Annotated in this window: 11 protein-coding genes and 6 tRNA genes; 11 read left to right on the forward strand and 6 right to left on the reverse strand. The window is 62.7% G+C overall.

Going from position 1 to position 14449, the window contains the following annotated elements:
- Nucleotides 1–163: 163 nt before the first annotated feature.
- The 4 genes from COLINT_RS06465 (at nucleotide 164) to COLINT_RS06480 (ending at nucleotide 5273) form a co-directional block, all read left to right on the forward strand.
- On the forward strand, nucleotides 164–1888 hold the full coding sequence (locus COLINT_RS06465; RefSeq protein WP_039910424.1) for an ABC transporter substrate-binding protein: 1725 nt from the start codon (nucleotides 164–166) through the stop codon (nucleotides 1886–1888).
- Between the two features lie 88 nt (nucleotides 1889–1976).
- Nucleotides 1977–2065: transfer RNA gene (locus COLINT_RS06470), tRNA-Leu, on the forward strand.
- A gap of 106 nt (nucleotides 2066–2171) precedes the next feature.
- Complete coding sequence (locus COLINT_RS06475) at nucleotides 2172–4475, forward strand: SpoIIE family protein phosphatase (RefSeq protein WP_039910425.1); 2304 nt, start codon at nucleotides 2172–2174, stop codon at nucleotides 4473–4475.
- A gap of 69 nt (nucleotides 4476–4544) precedes the next feature.
- On the forward strand, nucleotides 4545–5273 hold the full coding sequence (locus tag COLINT_RS06480; protein ID WP_006723654.1) for an anti-sigma factor antagonist: 729 nt from the start codon (nucleotides 4545–4547) through the stop codon (nucleotides 5271–5273).
- Nucleotides 5274–5333: 60 nt separating this feature from the next.
- Here the strand turns inward: COLINT_RS06480 and COLINT_RS06485 are convergent.
- Together COLINT_RS06485 and COLINT_RS06490 are read right to left on the reverse strand one after the other, a co-directional pair.
- Nucleotides 5334–5407, reverse strand: a tRNA-Cys gene (locus tag COLINT_RS06485).
- 46 nt (nucleotides 5408–5453) lie between these two features.
- Nucleotides 5454–5529: transfer RNA gene (locus tag COLINT_RS06490), tRNA-Gly, on the reverse strand.
- 297 nt (nucleotides 5530–5826) lie between these two features.
- Here COLINT_RS06490 and COLINT_RS06495 point away from each other — a divergent pair.
- From COLINT_RS06495 to COLINT_RS06525, 7 genes are all read left to right on the forward strand, one after another.
- A tRNA-Val gene (locus COLINT_RS06495) sits at nucleotides 5827–5901 on the forward strand.
- Between the two features lie 3 nt (nucleotides 5902–5904).
- A tRNA-Gly gene (locus tag COLINT_RS06500) sits at nucleotides 5905–5980 on the forward strand.
- Nucleotides 5981–6023: 43 nt separating this feature from the next.
- Nucleotides 6024–6097, forward strand: a tRNA-Cys gene (locus COLINT_RS06505).
- Between the two features lie 510 nt (nucleotides 6098–6607).
- Nucleotides 6608–8830 (forward strand): anaerobic ribonucleoside-triphosphate reductase, encoded by a 2223-nt coding sequence (gene nrdD / locus COLINT_RS06510; protein WP_006723656.1) that lies wholly within the window; start codon nucleotides 6608–6610, stop codon nucleotides 8828–8830.
- 224 nt (nucleotides 8831–9054) lie between these two features.
- On the forward strand, nucleotides 9055–9639 hold the full coding sequence (gene nrdG / locus COLINT_RS06515) for an anaerobic ribonucleoside-triphosphate reductase activating protein (protein ID WP_006723657.1): 585 nt from the start codon (nucleotides 9055–9057) through the stop codon (nucleotides 9637–9639).
- Between the two features lie 79 nt (nucleotides 9640–9718).
- Nucleotides 9719–10276 (forward strand): GTP cyclohydrolase I FolE, encoded by a 558-nt coding sequence (gene folE / locus COLINT_RS06520; RefSeq protein ID WP_006723658.1) that lies wholly within the window; start codon nucleotides 9719–9721, stop codon nucleotides 10274–10276.
- Nucleotides 10277–10382: 106 nt separating this feature from the next.
- Nucleotides 10383–11258: a biotin--[acetyl-CoA-carboxylase] ligase gene (locus tag COLINT_RS06525; RefSeq protein ID WP_006723659.1), complete on the forward strand. Its 876-nt coding sequence runs from the start codon at nucleotides 10383–10385 to the stop codon at nucleotides 11256–11258.
- 182 nt (nucleotides 11259–11440) lie between these two features.
- Here COLINT_RS06525 and COLINT_RS06530 read toward each other — a convergent pair whose 3' ends face one another.
- The 4 genes from COLINT_RS06530 to COLINT_RS06540 all read right to left on the reverse strand — a co-directional run.
- Complete coding sequence (locus tag COLINT_RS06530; RefSeq protein WP_006723660.1) at nucleotides 11441–12835, reverse strand: oxaloacetate decarboxylase subunit alpha; 1395 nt, start codon at nucleotides 12833–12835, stop codon at nucleotides 11441–11443.
- A 1-nt stretch (nucleotide 12836) separates the two neighbouring features.
- On the reverse strand, nucleotides 12837–12995 hold the full coding sequence (locus COLINT_RS08655; protein ID WP_006723661.1) for an OadG-related small transporter subunit: 159 nt from the start codon (nucleotides 12993–12995) through the stop codon (nucleotides 12837–12839).
- Between the two features lie 15 nt (nucleotides 12996–13010).
- Nucleotides 13011–14129 (reverse strand): sodium ion-translocating decarboxylase subunit beta, encoded by a 1119-nt coding sequence (locus tag COLINT_RS06535; RefSeq protein ID WP_006723662.1) that lies wholly within the window; start codon nucleotides 14127–14129, stop codon nucleotides 13011–13013.
- Between the two features lie 59 nt (nucleotides 14130–14188).
- Nucleotides 14189–14449, reverse strand: a 261-nt coding sequence (locus COLINT_RS06540) for an acyl-CoA carboxylase biotin carboxyl carrier protein subunit (protein ID WP_006723663.1), incomplete at its 5' end; no start/stop codon positions are given.

Below are 14449 nucleotides of genomic sequence, written 5' to 3' on the forward strand. Positions count from 1 at the left end.
GAACATTCGAAGGACCCGCTCCCTGCGGGTCCTTCTTTTTACCGAACAGGGTGAAGTGCCTCGATGCGCCGCCTGAATAGTGCGTGGAATGTCGGTCCTTGCGCGCTCATTTCGTTTAGAGTGGATGCAATATGCAACCGCGCGAAAGCCGGGAGGACTTTTGATGATCGATAGACGAACCCTTTGCGGTGCGGCCATGGGCATCGCCGCGATGTCCGCGCTCTCCGCGTGCGGGGGGCAGGAGGGCGGATCCCAAGGTGGTGCGGAGACCGTCCCCGCATCCTGGTTGAAATGCCGTGTCGGGAAGCTTTCCGAGATTGATCCCCTGCTGGTTCAAGATCGTGCGGGCCTGCAGGTGCTCTCCGCCGTTTTCACGCCCCTGATGCGGTTCGATGCCAACGGGGAGCTTGTCCCCGGCGCTGCGCTGTCGTGCGCCGTCTCAGATGACGCGTGCACGTTCACGTTCAAGCTTCCGGAGCACGCTGTCTTTCACAATGGGGAGCGCGTGACCGCATCGTCTTTCAAGATCGCATGGGAGCGCCTTGTGCGTGCCATTCCCAGCGGTGAGAGCGCATCTGATGCCGAGCCCGTGTTCGGGCGGTGGGGTTCGTTGCTGCACCTGGTTGATGGCTACGCGGCGCTGCGCGCGGGTCGGGCTTCGGAGATGGTCGGTCTTCGCTGCCCCGATGATGCCACCTTCGTGGTCACCCTCACCCAGCCGTGTCCATATTTCGATCACGTGACGGCTCATCCTGCGCTGGGTCCCGTCCCCGCCGCGGCATTGGCGGATCCCGAGGCATTTGCCTTGAAGCCTGTTGGCAACGGGCCTTTTGCCCTCAAGTACCCGTGGGAGCGCGGGCGCGGTGTGATGCTCGCGTCTTTCGCCGACTGCGTCATCGGAGCGCCGCTTGCTGCGGGCGTCTTGCTCGACCCCATGGCCGACACGGTCGCGGCGTACAAGCAGTTCCGCGCTGGCAATATCGATATCACCGACGTTCCCGTCGATCAGCTTTCTGACGCCGAGGATATCGCGACTCCCGCTCCTGACGGCCGTTCGATGGCGGTGGATGCCCGTCTTGCGCACGGGGTCGAGGGCGGCTTGCTCTATCTCTCCCTCAACTGCCTGTCCGGGGTGTTTTTCCGCCCCGAGATGCGTCGTGCCGCCTGTCTTTCCGTCGATCGCGAGGCCCTGTGTCGCAAGGTGCTCAAATTCAGCGGCGAGCCCGCCCTCGGTCCCATTTCCCCTCGCGTTGCCGAGATACAGCCCTGGGATGCGTGCACGTACGATCCTGAGGGTTCGCTTCAGCTGGTCGAGGCCGCCAAGCTCGCGGCGCTGCAGAATGATCCCGTGGAAGGGGAGGGTTCTGCCGAAGAGGGCACCGAGACCGATGCGCCCTTGCCCGATCCGCTCGACCTCGATATCGATCTGATCTACCGCAAGGGAGGAACGGGCGCCCGGGTGGTGGCGCATGTCGTGCGCGATCTCGAGGCCGCTGGGTTCTCGGTCAAGACCGAGGCGTTGGATACGGATGATTTTGTGAAGCGCTATCGCGCCGCCGAGTTCGATTGCGCGCTGAGGACTCTTGAGCCGCCCGTGCCCGCTCTCGAGGCGATTGCGGATGAGCTGCTCACATATGATCGATCGGCGGCGGGGATCAGCGTGTATCGAGACGAGCAGCTCGATCACGTTCTCGCCGAGGCGCGCCGGGCGACAGACGTCGCAACCCGTCGTGCGCTGATCCAAGATGCCCTGTCCATGGCGGGGGAGAGCCTACTCCTCATCCCGCTCGCGCACCCGGCATATACCAAGATCGCGTCCGACCGCGTTGCCGCTTCTGCCGTCGACGCCTCCGGAAAGATCGATCTTTTTGCCTCTGAGCTGGTGTAATGGCGTCTGGAAAAATATTTCTAACTTTTTTGGAAAAAAGACTTGCACAGTCGGCGGAATCCAGGTTAATATACTCCCTGTTGCGAACGTCGGAGTGGCGGAATTGGCAGACGCGCTAGCTTGAGGTGCTAGTGACCGATTTTGGTCATGCGGGTTCAAGTCCCGCCTCCGACACCACGTGAACAGTACCCAAACCCTTCGGGGTTTGGGTTTTTTACTATCTATCGCACGCGGTCGTGCGATGAGCGCGCCCGCGCCGTGTCGAGTCGGCGGGAGGATGCGCATGGAACGCATGCACAATGAGGAATTGAGTGATGTCGCCCGACTCGTCGAGGTGACGAGCGACGCCGTCGCCATCTGCGACGCCGACGGCACGGTCGCCCATGTGAACCGCCAGATGCTCTCGCTAGGGAAGATCGGCAGGGAGCAGGTCGTCGGCGCCGACATCAAGGACTTGCTGTATAGCGTTTCATTTGAGCGCTCAATGGGCCACAAGGTGCCCTTCACGGCAGACGGTTCCGAGAATACGCTCATGCTCAAACTCGCGGATGGCTCCTTCATTCCCGTCCGCGTGCGCGCCATCGAGCTTTCCGGGAGTCCCGAGGGCGAGGGGGGACATGCGCATCGCTATGTCGTGGCCATCAGGAGCCTCGAGGAGCAGTATGCCTACGACCGCAAGGCACAGCGCCTGTTGTCTGAGCTCAAGGCGGCGAACAAGCGTCTTTCCGGCACACTGTCCGTGATCATGTCCACGGTGGGTTCCAACGATATGCCCACGTTGCTCGATACCGTTTTGAATCGAATGGCCGAGACGCTCGACGCCGCGGGCACGACGATCTATTTCGCCGAGAGTGGCGGATTCAAGCTGCGCGGCGTGAGCCGCGGCCTCATGGGCTCCCGTGTTCCGGCGTTCATTCCCTATGGCGCAGGTGTGGCGACGCACGTCCTGCGCGAGCAGCGGGCGTGCCGCATCTCGCTCGTTCCCGGTGATCCGGACGACCCAACGGTCCCCGGATCGTTTTACGATCTGGATGCGCGCATCCGCCATAACGTCCGCAGCCAGGACATGCCGCCTTTCAAGACGCTCATCGCCGTTCCCGTCTACTTCGGCACGCAGGTGCTCGGCATCGTCGAGCTCGGATGGACGCGGCCCTGTTCGCCACGGGTATCCGACGTGCGTGTGCTCGAGGTCATCTGCGACTATCTCTCCATCGAATTGGTCGGCGTGGTGAGCTCCCTGCGAGCCGCTCGCACGGCCGGCCTCACACGGTCGCTCACGCGCATTCGCGAGGCTTTGTACGCCGCAGGGTCGGATCCGGTTGCCGCATGGCGCGAGATGATAGAGGAGGTCCTCGAGCAACTCTCCTGCCGCTTGCTGCCTGTGTTGAATGACATGGAGCGCGGCATCTACATCATCGAGCTCGATGGCGGGCGCCGCATCGACCTGCCGTGCGACGCCGACGAGATGTTCTTCTCCGTGACCGCGCCCGCCGCTCGCGTGGGCGCCTCTTCGCGCTCCGATGCCTTCAACGCGGACACGGGCCCGCTTTCCGTCACGGAGGACCCCAAGCAGATCAGGCTGGCCCGTGTCGACCGCATCACGTGGATCGGCGAGTGGCTTGAGCGCCACGGTCTGCCGTGTCAGGGCGTGTTCATGGATAATGGCCCCAATTTGGAGGAGGCGGTGTTCGTCGAGGACGCGGGCCCCTTCTCCACGGTGCTTCCGCCGCGACGCTTCCTCTTGTTGCGTGATGGCTCCCAAGAGCCCGTCGACGACATGGAATTCGATTACCTCACGCACGTCGCGCATGATTTCGAGCTCATCATGGAGGGCGCCCTGCAGCAGAAGAGCGAGCGCCGCATCGCGCAGACGCTGCAGGCCGGCATGCGCAACGACCTCGGTTCCGTCCCCGGCATCACGACAGATTCACTCTACTCGTCCGCCACGCGCCAGGCGCTTGTGGGCGGCGATTTCTACACGCTTATCCGCTTGCCCGATGACCGCGCTGTCATGATCTTGGGCGACGTGTCGGGCAAGGGCGTCGAGGCCGCCTCGATGTCGGCCCTCGTCAAGACGGCGCTCACTGCCTATGCGTGGGAGGGTGCGAGCCCCGCGCGCATGGCGCGCTCACTCAATCGCATGCTCATGAGCTTCTCGAGGGTGGAGACCTTCGTGACGGTGTTCATCGCCAAGATCGATCTGCGTCACGGCAGGGCGACCTATTGCTCGGCGGGCCATCCGCCCACCATGCTGCTGAGGCGGGATGCGTCCGGCGGCGTCGAGGCGGAGCTGTTGAGTGTTCAGTCGGGCGTTGTGGGGGCGTTCCCCTCCATGGTGTATGAGAACGGCGCGTTCGCCTTCAATCCCGGTGACATCTTGTTCATGTACACCGACGGCGCCATCGAGGCCCGTGATGCTTCGGGCGGCTTTTTCGGCGAGGCCCGCTTGCGAGAGACCCTGCTGCGCTCCGCTTCCGCCGGCATCGACGGCCTGTGCTCGAAGGTCCTGGCGGAACTCGATGCGTTTACCGGTTCCGCGCTCGACGACGATATCGCTCTCGTCGCGCTTCGCATGGACGAGTCCTAGGGTCGTGTGCGATGCCGCCCTGTGGTGGGGTGGCGTATCGGATGGGGGAGTTTGGGGAACCATAGCAGCATGAATGAATGGAACGACATAGCCGTCATTGCGCCCACGACCGACATCGACCTCGCGTCGGTGCCGCGCCTGCGTGAGCAGGTCGACGCCCTGATCGACAGCGGCGTGCGTCGCATCTTGGTGAACTGCCAGAACGTGACGTTCATCGATTCGACGGGTCTCGCCTTCTTGCTGTCGCGTGCCCGCGCCCTCTACGGGCGTGAGGGGCTCCTGTCGCTCGTGAACGCATCTCCCGATGTCGCGCGCTTTTTGCAGATCGCGCGCCTGATCGACATCCTGCATGTATCGACTGTCGAGCGCCCCGCAATCCCGGTCATAGCACCCGATGTGCCGCCGCTGTGGAGTAAGAGCTTCACCATCCAGCGGGGTGTCGAGCACCTCGCCGAATACCGCCATCGCGTGGCGGAGCTTTTGGGCGCGCTTCCGCTCACGCGCGAGGAGTGCTTCGATGTGGCTCTTGCGGCGGGGGAGGCGCTTTCCAACGCGTACGACCATGCCTGCGGCGGTGAGGGCGGTTCCATGAGCGTCTATGCATATCCCGATCGCGTGATCATCGAGGTGCGAGACTGCGGTTGCGGCTATGAGATCGCAGACGGGGAGGAGCCCGCCGAGAGCCTCGAACGCGGTCGCGGCATCAAGCTCATGCGCATGCTCGTGGACAGTGTGGAGGTTCGGCGCCGTGCGGATGCTCCGGGCACGCAGGTCCGCCTGATCAAGTTGGTGGGATAGGGGCAAATGGCCGCCCTATGCAAAACGGGCGCCCCGATGGGACGCCCGTTGATACTGCGATGGAGGCGGCTCCCGGATTCGAACCGGGGGTAAAGGCTTTGCAGGCCTCTGCCTTACCACTTGGCCAAGCCGCCGTGATATGAAAAGAGCCGATTGAAACAACCGGCTCCTCAAATGCAATGGAGCGGACAACGGGGCTCGAACCCGCGACCCCAACCTTGGCAAGGTTGTGCTCTACCAACTGAGCCATGTCCGCTTGCGAAGAAGTACTATACGCAATCGACCGTTCAAGCGCAAGGCCCCATTTGAAAATAATGGAAACTGGTTTTCGGAGAGGCTTTCGTCGGACGGGGAGGGCCGTTAGTGGACGGTCGGATCTGGGCTCCGCATACGGCAACATGATGCGATGCGCTTTGCAAAGGGGCGGGAAATTGGTCGGTTCTCGCGTTCTACCAGGGAAAACCAAACGATCTCAAAAATTTTGAAAAATGTTGTTGCATCTGAAATTCTGCTCGGCTATAGTTAATCCCGCGCTGAGGCGCACACCTGAGACGGGCGATTAGCTCAGGGGGAGAGCACTTCCCTGACACGGAAGGGGTCACAAGTTCAAATCTTGTATCGCCCACCACATGCGGACATGGCTCAGTTGGTAGAGCACAACCTTGCCAAGGTTGGGGTCGCGGGTTCGAGCCCCGTTGTCCGCTCCATTGAATGTGCCGGGGCCGATTTCAATCGGCCCTTTGCATATACGGCGAAGTGGCCAAGTGGTAAGGCAGAGGCCTGCAAAGCCTTTACCCCCGGTTCGAATCCGGGCTTCGCCTCCATAGCATTGTAAAGGGGCGTCCTTCGGGGCGTCCGTTTTCTTTTGGCGAGTCCATGCGACCTCTTCGCGACCGGACCTCTGGCTCCGTTATTCGTGGGGGAGCTTGGTTGCGCGCTGCGCACAACATGTAGGCCGATCATGATTCGCCCAGCATGCCTCGAGGCGATCGTCCCGTGTCAAGCGGAGAAGTTATGGACACCCCGCCGGCCTTTTGCGTCGCTGTTTTTGCATCCGCGCAGGTTGGGCGCCTACGTCTTGTTTTCGGCGTCCCGCAGGTTCGCAGATTTGAATGCGGGAAGAAGTCAGCACATTATCTCTGACCTGCTGAAACACAATATATAGTGTTGGTCTAAAAAAGTGATACCAGATATTGATGCAAAAATGGCCTATCATACTGTCCCAGGCAACTTATGGCCTCGGTTTGTCCGCGCGCTGTCATATCGTGTGGAGCCGAGGTTTTCCCATCATTGTGGCATGTACGGGTTAGTAGAGCGATTCGCGGAGGAACGCCATGAAGATCATCAAGCGCAGCGGTTCTGAGGTCAACTTCGACATCCAGAAGATCATCGACGCCATCAAGGGCGCCAACAGCGAGGTCAAGGAGGCCGAGCGCCTCACCGATCGCCAGGTGGTCTACGCCGCGCAGAACGTCGCCGATCGCTGCGAGTCCGCCGGCCACACCGTCTCCGTCGAGGAGATCCAGGACATGGTCGAGGATGAGATCATGGCCCTCGACCGCTTTGAGGTCGCTCGCCGCTACATCATCTATCGCTACGTCCAGGGCCTCAAGCGCCAGAAGAACACCACGGACGATAAGATCTTGTCCCTTATCGAGTGCAACAACGAAGAGGTCAAGCAGGAGAACTCCAATAAGAACCCCACGGTCAACTCCGTGCAGCGCGACTATATGGCCGGTGAAGTCTCCAAGGACCTCACGCAGCGCGTGCTCCTGCCCGCCGAGATCGTCGAGGCCCACAACGAGGGCATCATCCATTTCCACGATTCCGACTATTTCGCCCAGCACATGCACAACTGCGACCTCGTGAATCTCGAGGACATGCTGCAGAACGGCACGGTCATCTCCGGCACGCTCATCGAGCGCCCGCACAGCTTCTCCACCGCCTGCAACATCGCCACGCAGATCATCGCCCAGGTCGCTTCGTGCCAGTACGGCGGCCAGTCCATCTCACTCACGCATCTCGCCCCGTTCGTCGAGGTGAGCCGTCAAAAGATCCGCCGCCAGGTCGATGCCGAGCTCAAGGAGCTCGGGGTCGAGGCGCCCGAGGAGAAGGTATCCGAGGTCGTGGAGACCCGCCTGCGCGACGAGATTCGCCGTGGCGTTCAGACCATCCAGTATCAGGTCGTCACCCTCATGACCACCAACGGCCAGGCACCCTTCGTGACGGTGTTCATGTACCTCAATGAGGCCCGCAGCGAGGCCGAGAAGCGCGATCTTGCCATGATCATCGAGGAGACCCTGCGCCAGCGCTACGAGGGCGTGAAGAACGAGGCGGGCGTGTGGATCACCCCCGCGTTCCCCAAGCTCATCTACGTCCTCGAGGAGGATAACGTCTACGAGGGGTCCGAGTACTTTTACCTGACCCAGCTCGCGGCCAAGTGCACCGCCAAGCGCATGGTGCCCGATTACATCTCCGAGAAGAAGATGCGCGAGTTCAAGCTCTCCAAGGGCGAGACCGAGGGCAACGGCGATTGCTACACCTGCATGGGCTGCCGCAGCTTCCTTACGCCCGATCGCACGGGTAACGGCTATGACAATGTTGCCCGCGCCAAGAATTACGAGCCCGGCAAACCCAAGTACTATGGTCGTTTCAATCAGGGCGTTGTGACCATCAACCTGCCTGATGTGGCCCTCTCCTCACAGCGCGACATGGACAAGTTCTGGGAGATCTTCGATGAGCGCCTGGAACTGTGCCATCGCGCCCTGCGCTGCCGCCACGAGCGCCTGCTGGGCACCCTGTCCGACGCCGCCCCGATCCTGTGGCAGTATGGCGCCCTGGCGCGCCTGGATAAGGGCGAGAAGATCGACAAGCTGCTCTTTGGCGGGTATTCCACCATCAGCCTGGGTTATGCCGGCCTGTATGAGTGCGTGAAGTACATGACGGGTGCGAGCCACACCGATGAGCACGGCACGCCGTTCGCCATGGCGGTCATGCAGCGCATGAACGACAAGTGCAACGAGTGGAAGGCCGCCGAGGATATCGACTACTCCATCTACGGTACCCCGCTCGAGTCCACCACCTACAAGTTCTCCAAGTGCCTGCAGCGCCGCTTCGGCATCATCCCCGGCGTGACGGACAAGGGCTACATCACCAACAGCTACCACGTCCATGTGTCCGAGGAGATCGACGCGTTCGATAAGCTCAAGTTCGAGAGCCAGTTCCAGCGCCTGTCCCCGGGCGGTGCCATCTCCTACGTCGAGGTGCCCAACATGCAGGACAACCTCAAGGCCGTTATCCGCGTCATGCAGTACATTTACGACAACATCATGTACGCGGAGCTGAACACCAAGAGCGATTACTGCCAGGAGTGCGGCTTCGACGGTGAGATCAAGATCGTGGAGGATGACGGCAAGTTGGTGTGGGAGTGCCCGCATTGCGGCAACCACAACCAGGAGACGCTGAACGTCGCCCGCCGTACGTGCGGCTATATCGGTACGCAGTTCTGGAATCAGGGCCGCACCGAGGAGATCCGCGATCGCGTACTGCATCTGTAAGGGGCGATTCCGGCGGGCTGTCCGGGCGTATGCCATCCGCTGCTCGGGCAGCCCTGCTCACGACGAAGGCCCCACCGGGGCCTTCTGTTCGTGCGGAACTCGCGACGGATGGTATGCGCTCGGACAGCCCCTGCTCTTGCCCTGCAGTTGCTATGGTTATGTGGGGCTGTGCCGCTGGGGCCTCGGGCTGACGCATGAGGGGCTCTTGAGGAGGAATCGGGCTCATGAACTACGCTGAGATCAAGCATTTCGATATCGCCAACGGCGAGGGGGTTCGTACGACGCTGTTCGTATCCGGATGCCGCCGGGGGTGCAAGAACTGCTTCAACGAGGTGGCGTGGAACTTCGCCGCGGGCAAGCCGTTCGCGCGCGAGACCGAGGATGCCATCATCGAGAGCCTGCGCCCGGCGTATGTCGACGGCCTGACCATTTTGGGCGGCGAACCCATGGAGCCGGAAAATCAGGAAGGACTCGTCGCCTTCGTCGAGCGCGTGCGTGATGAGTTTCCGCGCGAGAGCGGCAAGACCATATGGTGCTTCACGGGGGATACCTGGGATGTGGAGCTCGTGGACGGTGGTCGCCATCACACTGAGTTCACCGATCGCATCTTGAGGTGCGTGGATGTTTTGGTGGATGGCCCCTTCGTGCAGGACCTGCATGACATCACGCTTCGTTTCCGGGGATCTTCGAATCAACGCCTCATCGACATGCCCGAGACGCTCGAGGCCGTTGCGGCGGGGATTGCCCCTGCGGACGCCGTGCGCCTATGGGGGGATGAGCGCGTTTACGCCACGCACGCGATGGATTAAGCGCGGTTATCGACGCGTGGTACCATATCTTGCAGATTGAGTCGCGAGGCACCCTGTGGTGCGAGGAAAGCTGGTAGAGATGGTCGATCAGGATAAGGTGCGCGAGGCGGTTCGCCTGCTGCTTGAGGGTATCGGCGAGGACCCCACGCGCGAGGGGCTTGTCGAGACGCCCGACCGCGTTGCGCGCATGTATTCCGAGCTTTGCGACGGCATGGACCGAAGCGCTTCCGAGCATCTGTCCAAGACCTTCGCCGTCTCCGGCGACGACCTCGTCATCGAGCGCGACATCACCTTCTACTCGCTGTGCGAACACCATATGCTGCCGTTCTACGGCAAGGCAGCCATCGGCTACATTCCCAACGGTCGCGTCGCGGGACTTTCCAAGCTTGCCCGCACGGTCGAGGTCTTTGCCCGTCGTCTGCAGCTGCAGGAGCAGCTGACCGCGCAGGTCGCCGATGCGCTCATGGCCGAGCTCGACTGCAAGGGTGCCATCGTGTACATGGAGGCCGAGCATATGTGCATGACCATGCGCGGTGTCCAAAAACCGGGCACAAAAACCGCCACTCTCGCCCGTAGGGGTGCGTTCGTCGAAAACCCAGAGTTCGAGGCAAGATTTTTCCGTATGCTAGACAGGTAGGGTGTTTTACCCGCTGAATCTGTTGAGGCGGCGCGTTGACGGGAGTACCCGCCCGCGCCGCCTTATTCGCATATGCGAGGGGCCTCCAGCGGAAGAGGGGATCGAGATGGGGGAGAATCTGCCGCTCATCGAGGTGGTCGATGAGATCGGTTCGACCAATGCCGAAATGAAGAGACGCGGCCGTGAGGGCGCGCCGCATGGCGCCGCCCTTCGTGCACGCGTTCAGACTGCCGGCCGTGGTCAGCGCACCCATATGTGGGCGTCTCCCGCCGGAGGCCTGTATCTCTCGGTCCTTCTCAGGCCCGATGTGTCCGCCACCGCGTTGCCCGCTTTGCCCGTTGCCTGTGCGATGGGCGCCATGGGCGCTTTGCGTGAGGCGGGTTGCCCGGGCGCGCGTCTCAAGTGGCCCAACGACATCGTCGTGGGTGGCCGCAAGCTCGCGGGCGTGCTCACGGAGCTCGCCATGTCCGACGAGGGCGCGTTCGCCGTGTGCGGCATCGGTGTGAACATCGAGACCCCCGAGCTCCCTGCGAGTGACGGCGCCTTGGCTCCGCTGCCGGCGACGGGCCTGCGCGATGCCCTCGTCCCCGGGGCCTCCTGTCCCGATCTGGACGTTCTTGCCGATGCCATTCGAGACGGCATCCTCAAGTTCGTGGAGGGCTGGTCGGCGGCCGACCGTTGGAATCGCAAATACCCGAGCCCGGATAGCTCCGCGCAGCAGACGTCGAGCGCCGAGGTCGATCGTTGGATCAAAGACCCCGTGCGTGGCGGAGCCGAAGGCCCTCTGGCGCCGCTGCTTGCCGCATATAACGCCTCGTTGGCGTTTATCGGCACGCGGGTCCGCGTCATCACCATCGAGGGCGAGGAATTGGTCTGTGGACTGTTCTTGGGCGTCGATGGGTATGGCCACGCACTCGTTTCGCACGATGGGGGCATCGTGGACACCTACGACGCCGTGGATGTCTGCATCCGTCCGGCGTAGGCCCTACTCGCTTCATAGAACGTGGTCCGTGGCCTGCGACGTTGCCGTCGCGGGCCACGGTGCGTTCGGGACGCGCGGACAAGCCGCCGTTCGACCGGGCACGGAGGTCGAGCATGAAAATGCGGGCGCCCGCGAAGGAGATGCGGGCGCCCGCCGTAGGGAGACGCTATGTTGCGCGGTCTTTACGCCACGTCGATGGAGACGTTGACCTCTTGGACGGGGACGTCGTAGAACGGATCCTCGCGGCGACCCAAGAAGTCGCGTGCCTGCTCGGGGAACAGGGCATAGGACAGCACGTCCTCCTCCGAGCGGGCGTATTGCGAGATCTCCTCACGCAGGCGCGGCATCGCGGGTTCGATCAGGTCGGCCGGACGGCAGGTGATGACCTCGTCGTCGCCGATGATCTGGCGGCGGATTTTCTCTGAGATGGTCACGGGCGGACGGCCGTATTGACCGCGTACGTAGTCCTTGATCTCGGCGGGGACGACTTTGTAGCGCTCGCCGGAGATGACGTTCATGAGCGCCTGGGAGCCCACCATCTGGGACAGCGGGGTCACGAGCGGCGGGTAGCCCAGGTCGGCGCGGACGCGTGGGACCTCGGCGAGGACCTCGGCGTACTTGTCCTCCACGTGCATGTCCTTCAGGTTGGCGAGCAGATTGGAGAGCATGCCGCCGGGGACCTTGTACAGCAGCGCCTTGGGCTCGACGGCCATGACCTTGGGGTTCAGGCCACCCTCGTCCAAGAAGCGGTTGCGGATGGGCAGGAAGTGCGCGGCCACGGCCTCGAGCTTCTCGATGTCCAGGCCGGTTTTGTAGCCGAGGGCCTCAAGGGCGATGGCCATGGACTCGGTCGCCGGTTGGCTCGTACCCTCCGCGAAGGGGGAGGAGCAGGTGTCGATGATGTCGGCACCGGCCTCGACTGCCTTGAGGTAGGTCATCTGGGCGATGCCTGCGGTGCCGTGCGTGTGCACCTGCAGGGGCAGGTCGCACGATGCCTTGATCTCGCTCACGAGCTCGAAGGCGACATCGGGGGTGAGGACGCCGGCCATGTCCTTGATGCAGATCGAGTCGGCGCCGGCGCGGGCCATCTCGTTGGCCAGGCTCACGAAGTAGCGCACGGTGTGCACGTCGCTCGTGGTGTAGGAGATGGCGGCCTGGACCTCGCCGCCCGCCTCCTTGGCGGCACGGATGGAGGTTGTAAGGTTGCGGGTGTCGTTCAGCGCATCGAAGATGCGGATGACGTCGATGCCGTTCTCCACGGATTTCTTTACCAGGGCCTCGACCACGTCGTCGGCGTAGTTGCGGTAGCCGAGCAGGTTCTGGCCGCGCAGCAGCATCTGCAATTTGGTGTTTTTGACGTGGGCGCGAATGGTGCGCAGGCGCTCCCACGGGTCCTCGTTCAGGTAGCGCAGGCAGCTGTCGAACGTGGCGCCGCCCCAGACCTCGAGGGACTCGAAGCCGCACTGGTCGAGCGTCTCGAGGATGGGGAGCATGTCCTCGATGGGCATGCGCGTGGCGATCTGACTTTGCTGGCCGTCGCGCAGGACGGTCTCCATGAAGCGGATCTTGCGGGTCATGCTAGGCCTCCTTCGACGGCGGGAAGAGTCGGGCGAGGGCGAGCGAGATCACGTAGATGACGAACATGACGATGAAGATGCCGCCCCAGCCCAAGATGAGGATCTGGATGGCGAGGGACAGGTCGGTGGAAAGTCCGAGCGATGCGATGAGATCGGTCATTGCCAGCACCCCTTTCTAGAGCAGAAGGCCGAGGACGAGACCGCCGGCGACGACCGAGGCGATCTGACCGGCGACGTTGGCGGCAGCGGCCTGCATGAGGATGAAGTTGCCGGGGTCCTCCTCGGTGGCGAGCTTTTGCACCACGCGCGAGGCCATGGGGAACGCGGAGATGCCCGCGGCGCCCACCATGGGGTTGATCTTCTCCTTGCGGAACAGGTTCAGGAGCTTGGCGAACATGACGCCGCCCACGGAGTCCATGATGAAGCCGATGAGGCCGAGGCCCATGATGATGAGCGTGTCGAATTGCAGGAACTCGCTGTATTCCATCTTCACGGAGACGCACAGGCCCAAAAGGATGGAGATGAGGTTCACGAGCTCGTTTTGGGCGGAGGCGGAAAGCGAGTTGAGCACGCCGCACTCGCGCAGGAGGTTGCCGAACATGAGGAAACCCACGAGCGGCAGGGACACCGGGGCGATGAGACCGGCGACCACGCAGATGGTGACGGGGAAGAGGATCTTGGCCGTCTGCGAGACCTGACCGGGACGGTAGGTCATGCGGATGGCGCGCTCCTTCTTGGTGGTGCAGGCCTTGATGGCGATGGGCTGGATGATGGGCACGAGCGCCATGTAGGAGTACGCCGCGACCATGATTGCGCCCATGTACTTCGAACCGAGTGAGTTGGCAACGAAGATCGAGGTGGGGCCGTCTGCGGCGGCGATGATGCCCGCGGAGGCGGCGTCGGCGATGTCGAAGCCGAACACGCCCGTGGCCACGATGGTCACGAAGAAGATGCCGAACTGCGCGGCCGCGCCGAACAACAACAGGAACGGGTTGGCGAGCAGCGGGCCAAAGTCGATCATGGCGCCGATGCCGATGAACAGCAGCAGCGGGAACAACTCGGTCTCGATGCCGGCGTCGAACAGGATCTGGAACGGTCCGGGCTCGGTACCGGTCATGAGGACGCCGGATGCGGGAATGTTCACCAGGATGGTGCCGAGTCCCATGGGCACGAGCAGCGTGGGCTCGTACTCCTTCTTGATGCCCAGGTACATGAGGACGCAGCCGATGAGGATCATCGCGATGCGCCCCGGCTCGGCGATAAGTGCCTGCACGCCGTCGAGTAGGATTTCCATAGTGCCTCGTTTCTGGATAAAAGCGCCGCCTCATCGGCGGCGCGTCGGAGTGGGTGCGCTTAGGCGAGGGTGAAGAGCGTGTCGCCAGGGTTCACCATGGCGCCCTTTTCGACGTTGATGGAAGCGATGGTGCCCGCCTGCTCGGCGACGACCTCGTTCTCCATCTTCATGGCCTCGAGGATCATGACGGGCTGATTGGCGGTGACGACGTCGCCGACCTTCACGTGGATATCGAGGATGGTGCCAGGCATGGGTGCGCTTTGGGCATGGGAACCCGCCGCCACGGGAGCCGGAGCGGCGGCCGGGGCGGGCTCGGGTGC

Origin of the sequence: Collinsella intestinalis DSM 13280 (genome assembly GCF_000156175.1) — a bacterium.
Classification (GTDB): Bacteria; Actinomycetota; Coriobacteriia; order Coriobacteriales; family Coriobacteriaceae; genus Collinsella; species Collinsella intestinalis.

Excerpts from the sequence above, each read along its gene's own strand:
- COLINT_RS06465 (WP_039910424.1), top strand. The coding sequence starts at position 164 with ATGATCGATAGACGAACCCTTTGCGGTGCGGCCATGGGCATCGCCGCG.
- COLINT_RS06475 (WP_039910425.1), top strand. The coding sequence starts at position 2,172 with ATGGAACGCATGCACAATGAGGAATTGAGTGATGTCGCCCGACTCGTC.
- COLINT_RS06480 (WP_006723654.1), top strand. The coding sequence starts at position 4,545 with ATGAATGAATGGAACGACATAGCCGTCATTGCGCCCACGACCGACATC.
- nrdD (WP_006723656.1), top strand. The coding sequence starts at position 6,608 with ATGAAGATCATCAAGCGCAGCGGTTCTGAGGTCAACTTCGACATCCAG.
- nrdG (WP_006723657.1), top strand. The coding sequence starts at position 9,055 with ATGAACTACGCTGAGATCAAGCATTTCGATATCGCCAACGGCGAGGGG.
- folE (WP_006723658.1), top strand. The coding sequence starts at position 9,719 with ATGGTCGATCAGGATAAGGTGCGCGAGGCGGTTCGCCTGCTGCTTGAG.
- COLINT_RS06525 (WP_006723659.1), top strand. The coding sequence starts at position 10,383 with ATGGGGGAGAATCTGCCGCTCATCGAGGTGGTCGATGAGATCGGTTCG.
- COLINT_RS06530 (WP_006723660.1), bottom strand. The coding sequence starts at position 12,835 with ATGACCCGCAAGATCCGCTTCATGGAGACCGTCCTGCGCGACGGCCAG.
- COLINT_RS08655 (WP_006723661.1), bottom strand. The coding sequence starts at position 12,995 with ATGACCGATCTCATCGCATCGCTCGGACTTTCCACCGACCTGTCCCTC.
- COLINT_RS06535 (WP_006723662.1), bottom strand. The coding sequence starts at position 14,129 with ATGGAAATCCTACTCGACGGCGTGCAGGCACTTATCGCCGAGCCGGGG.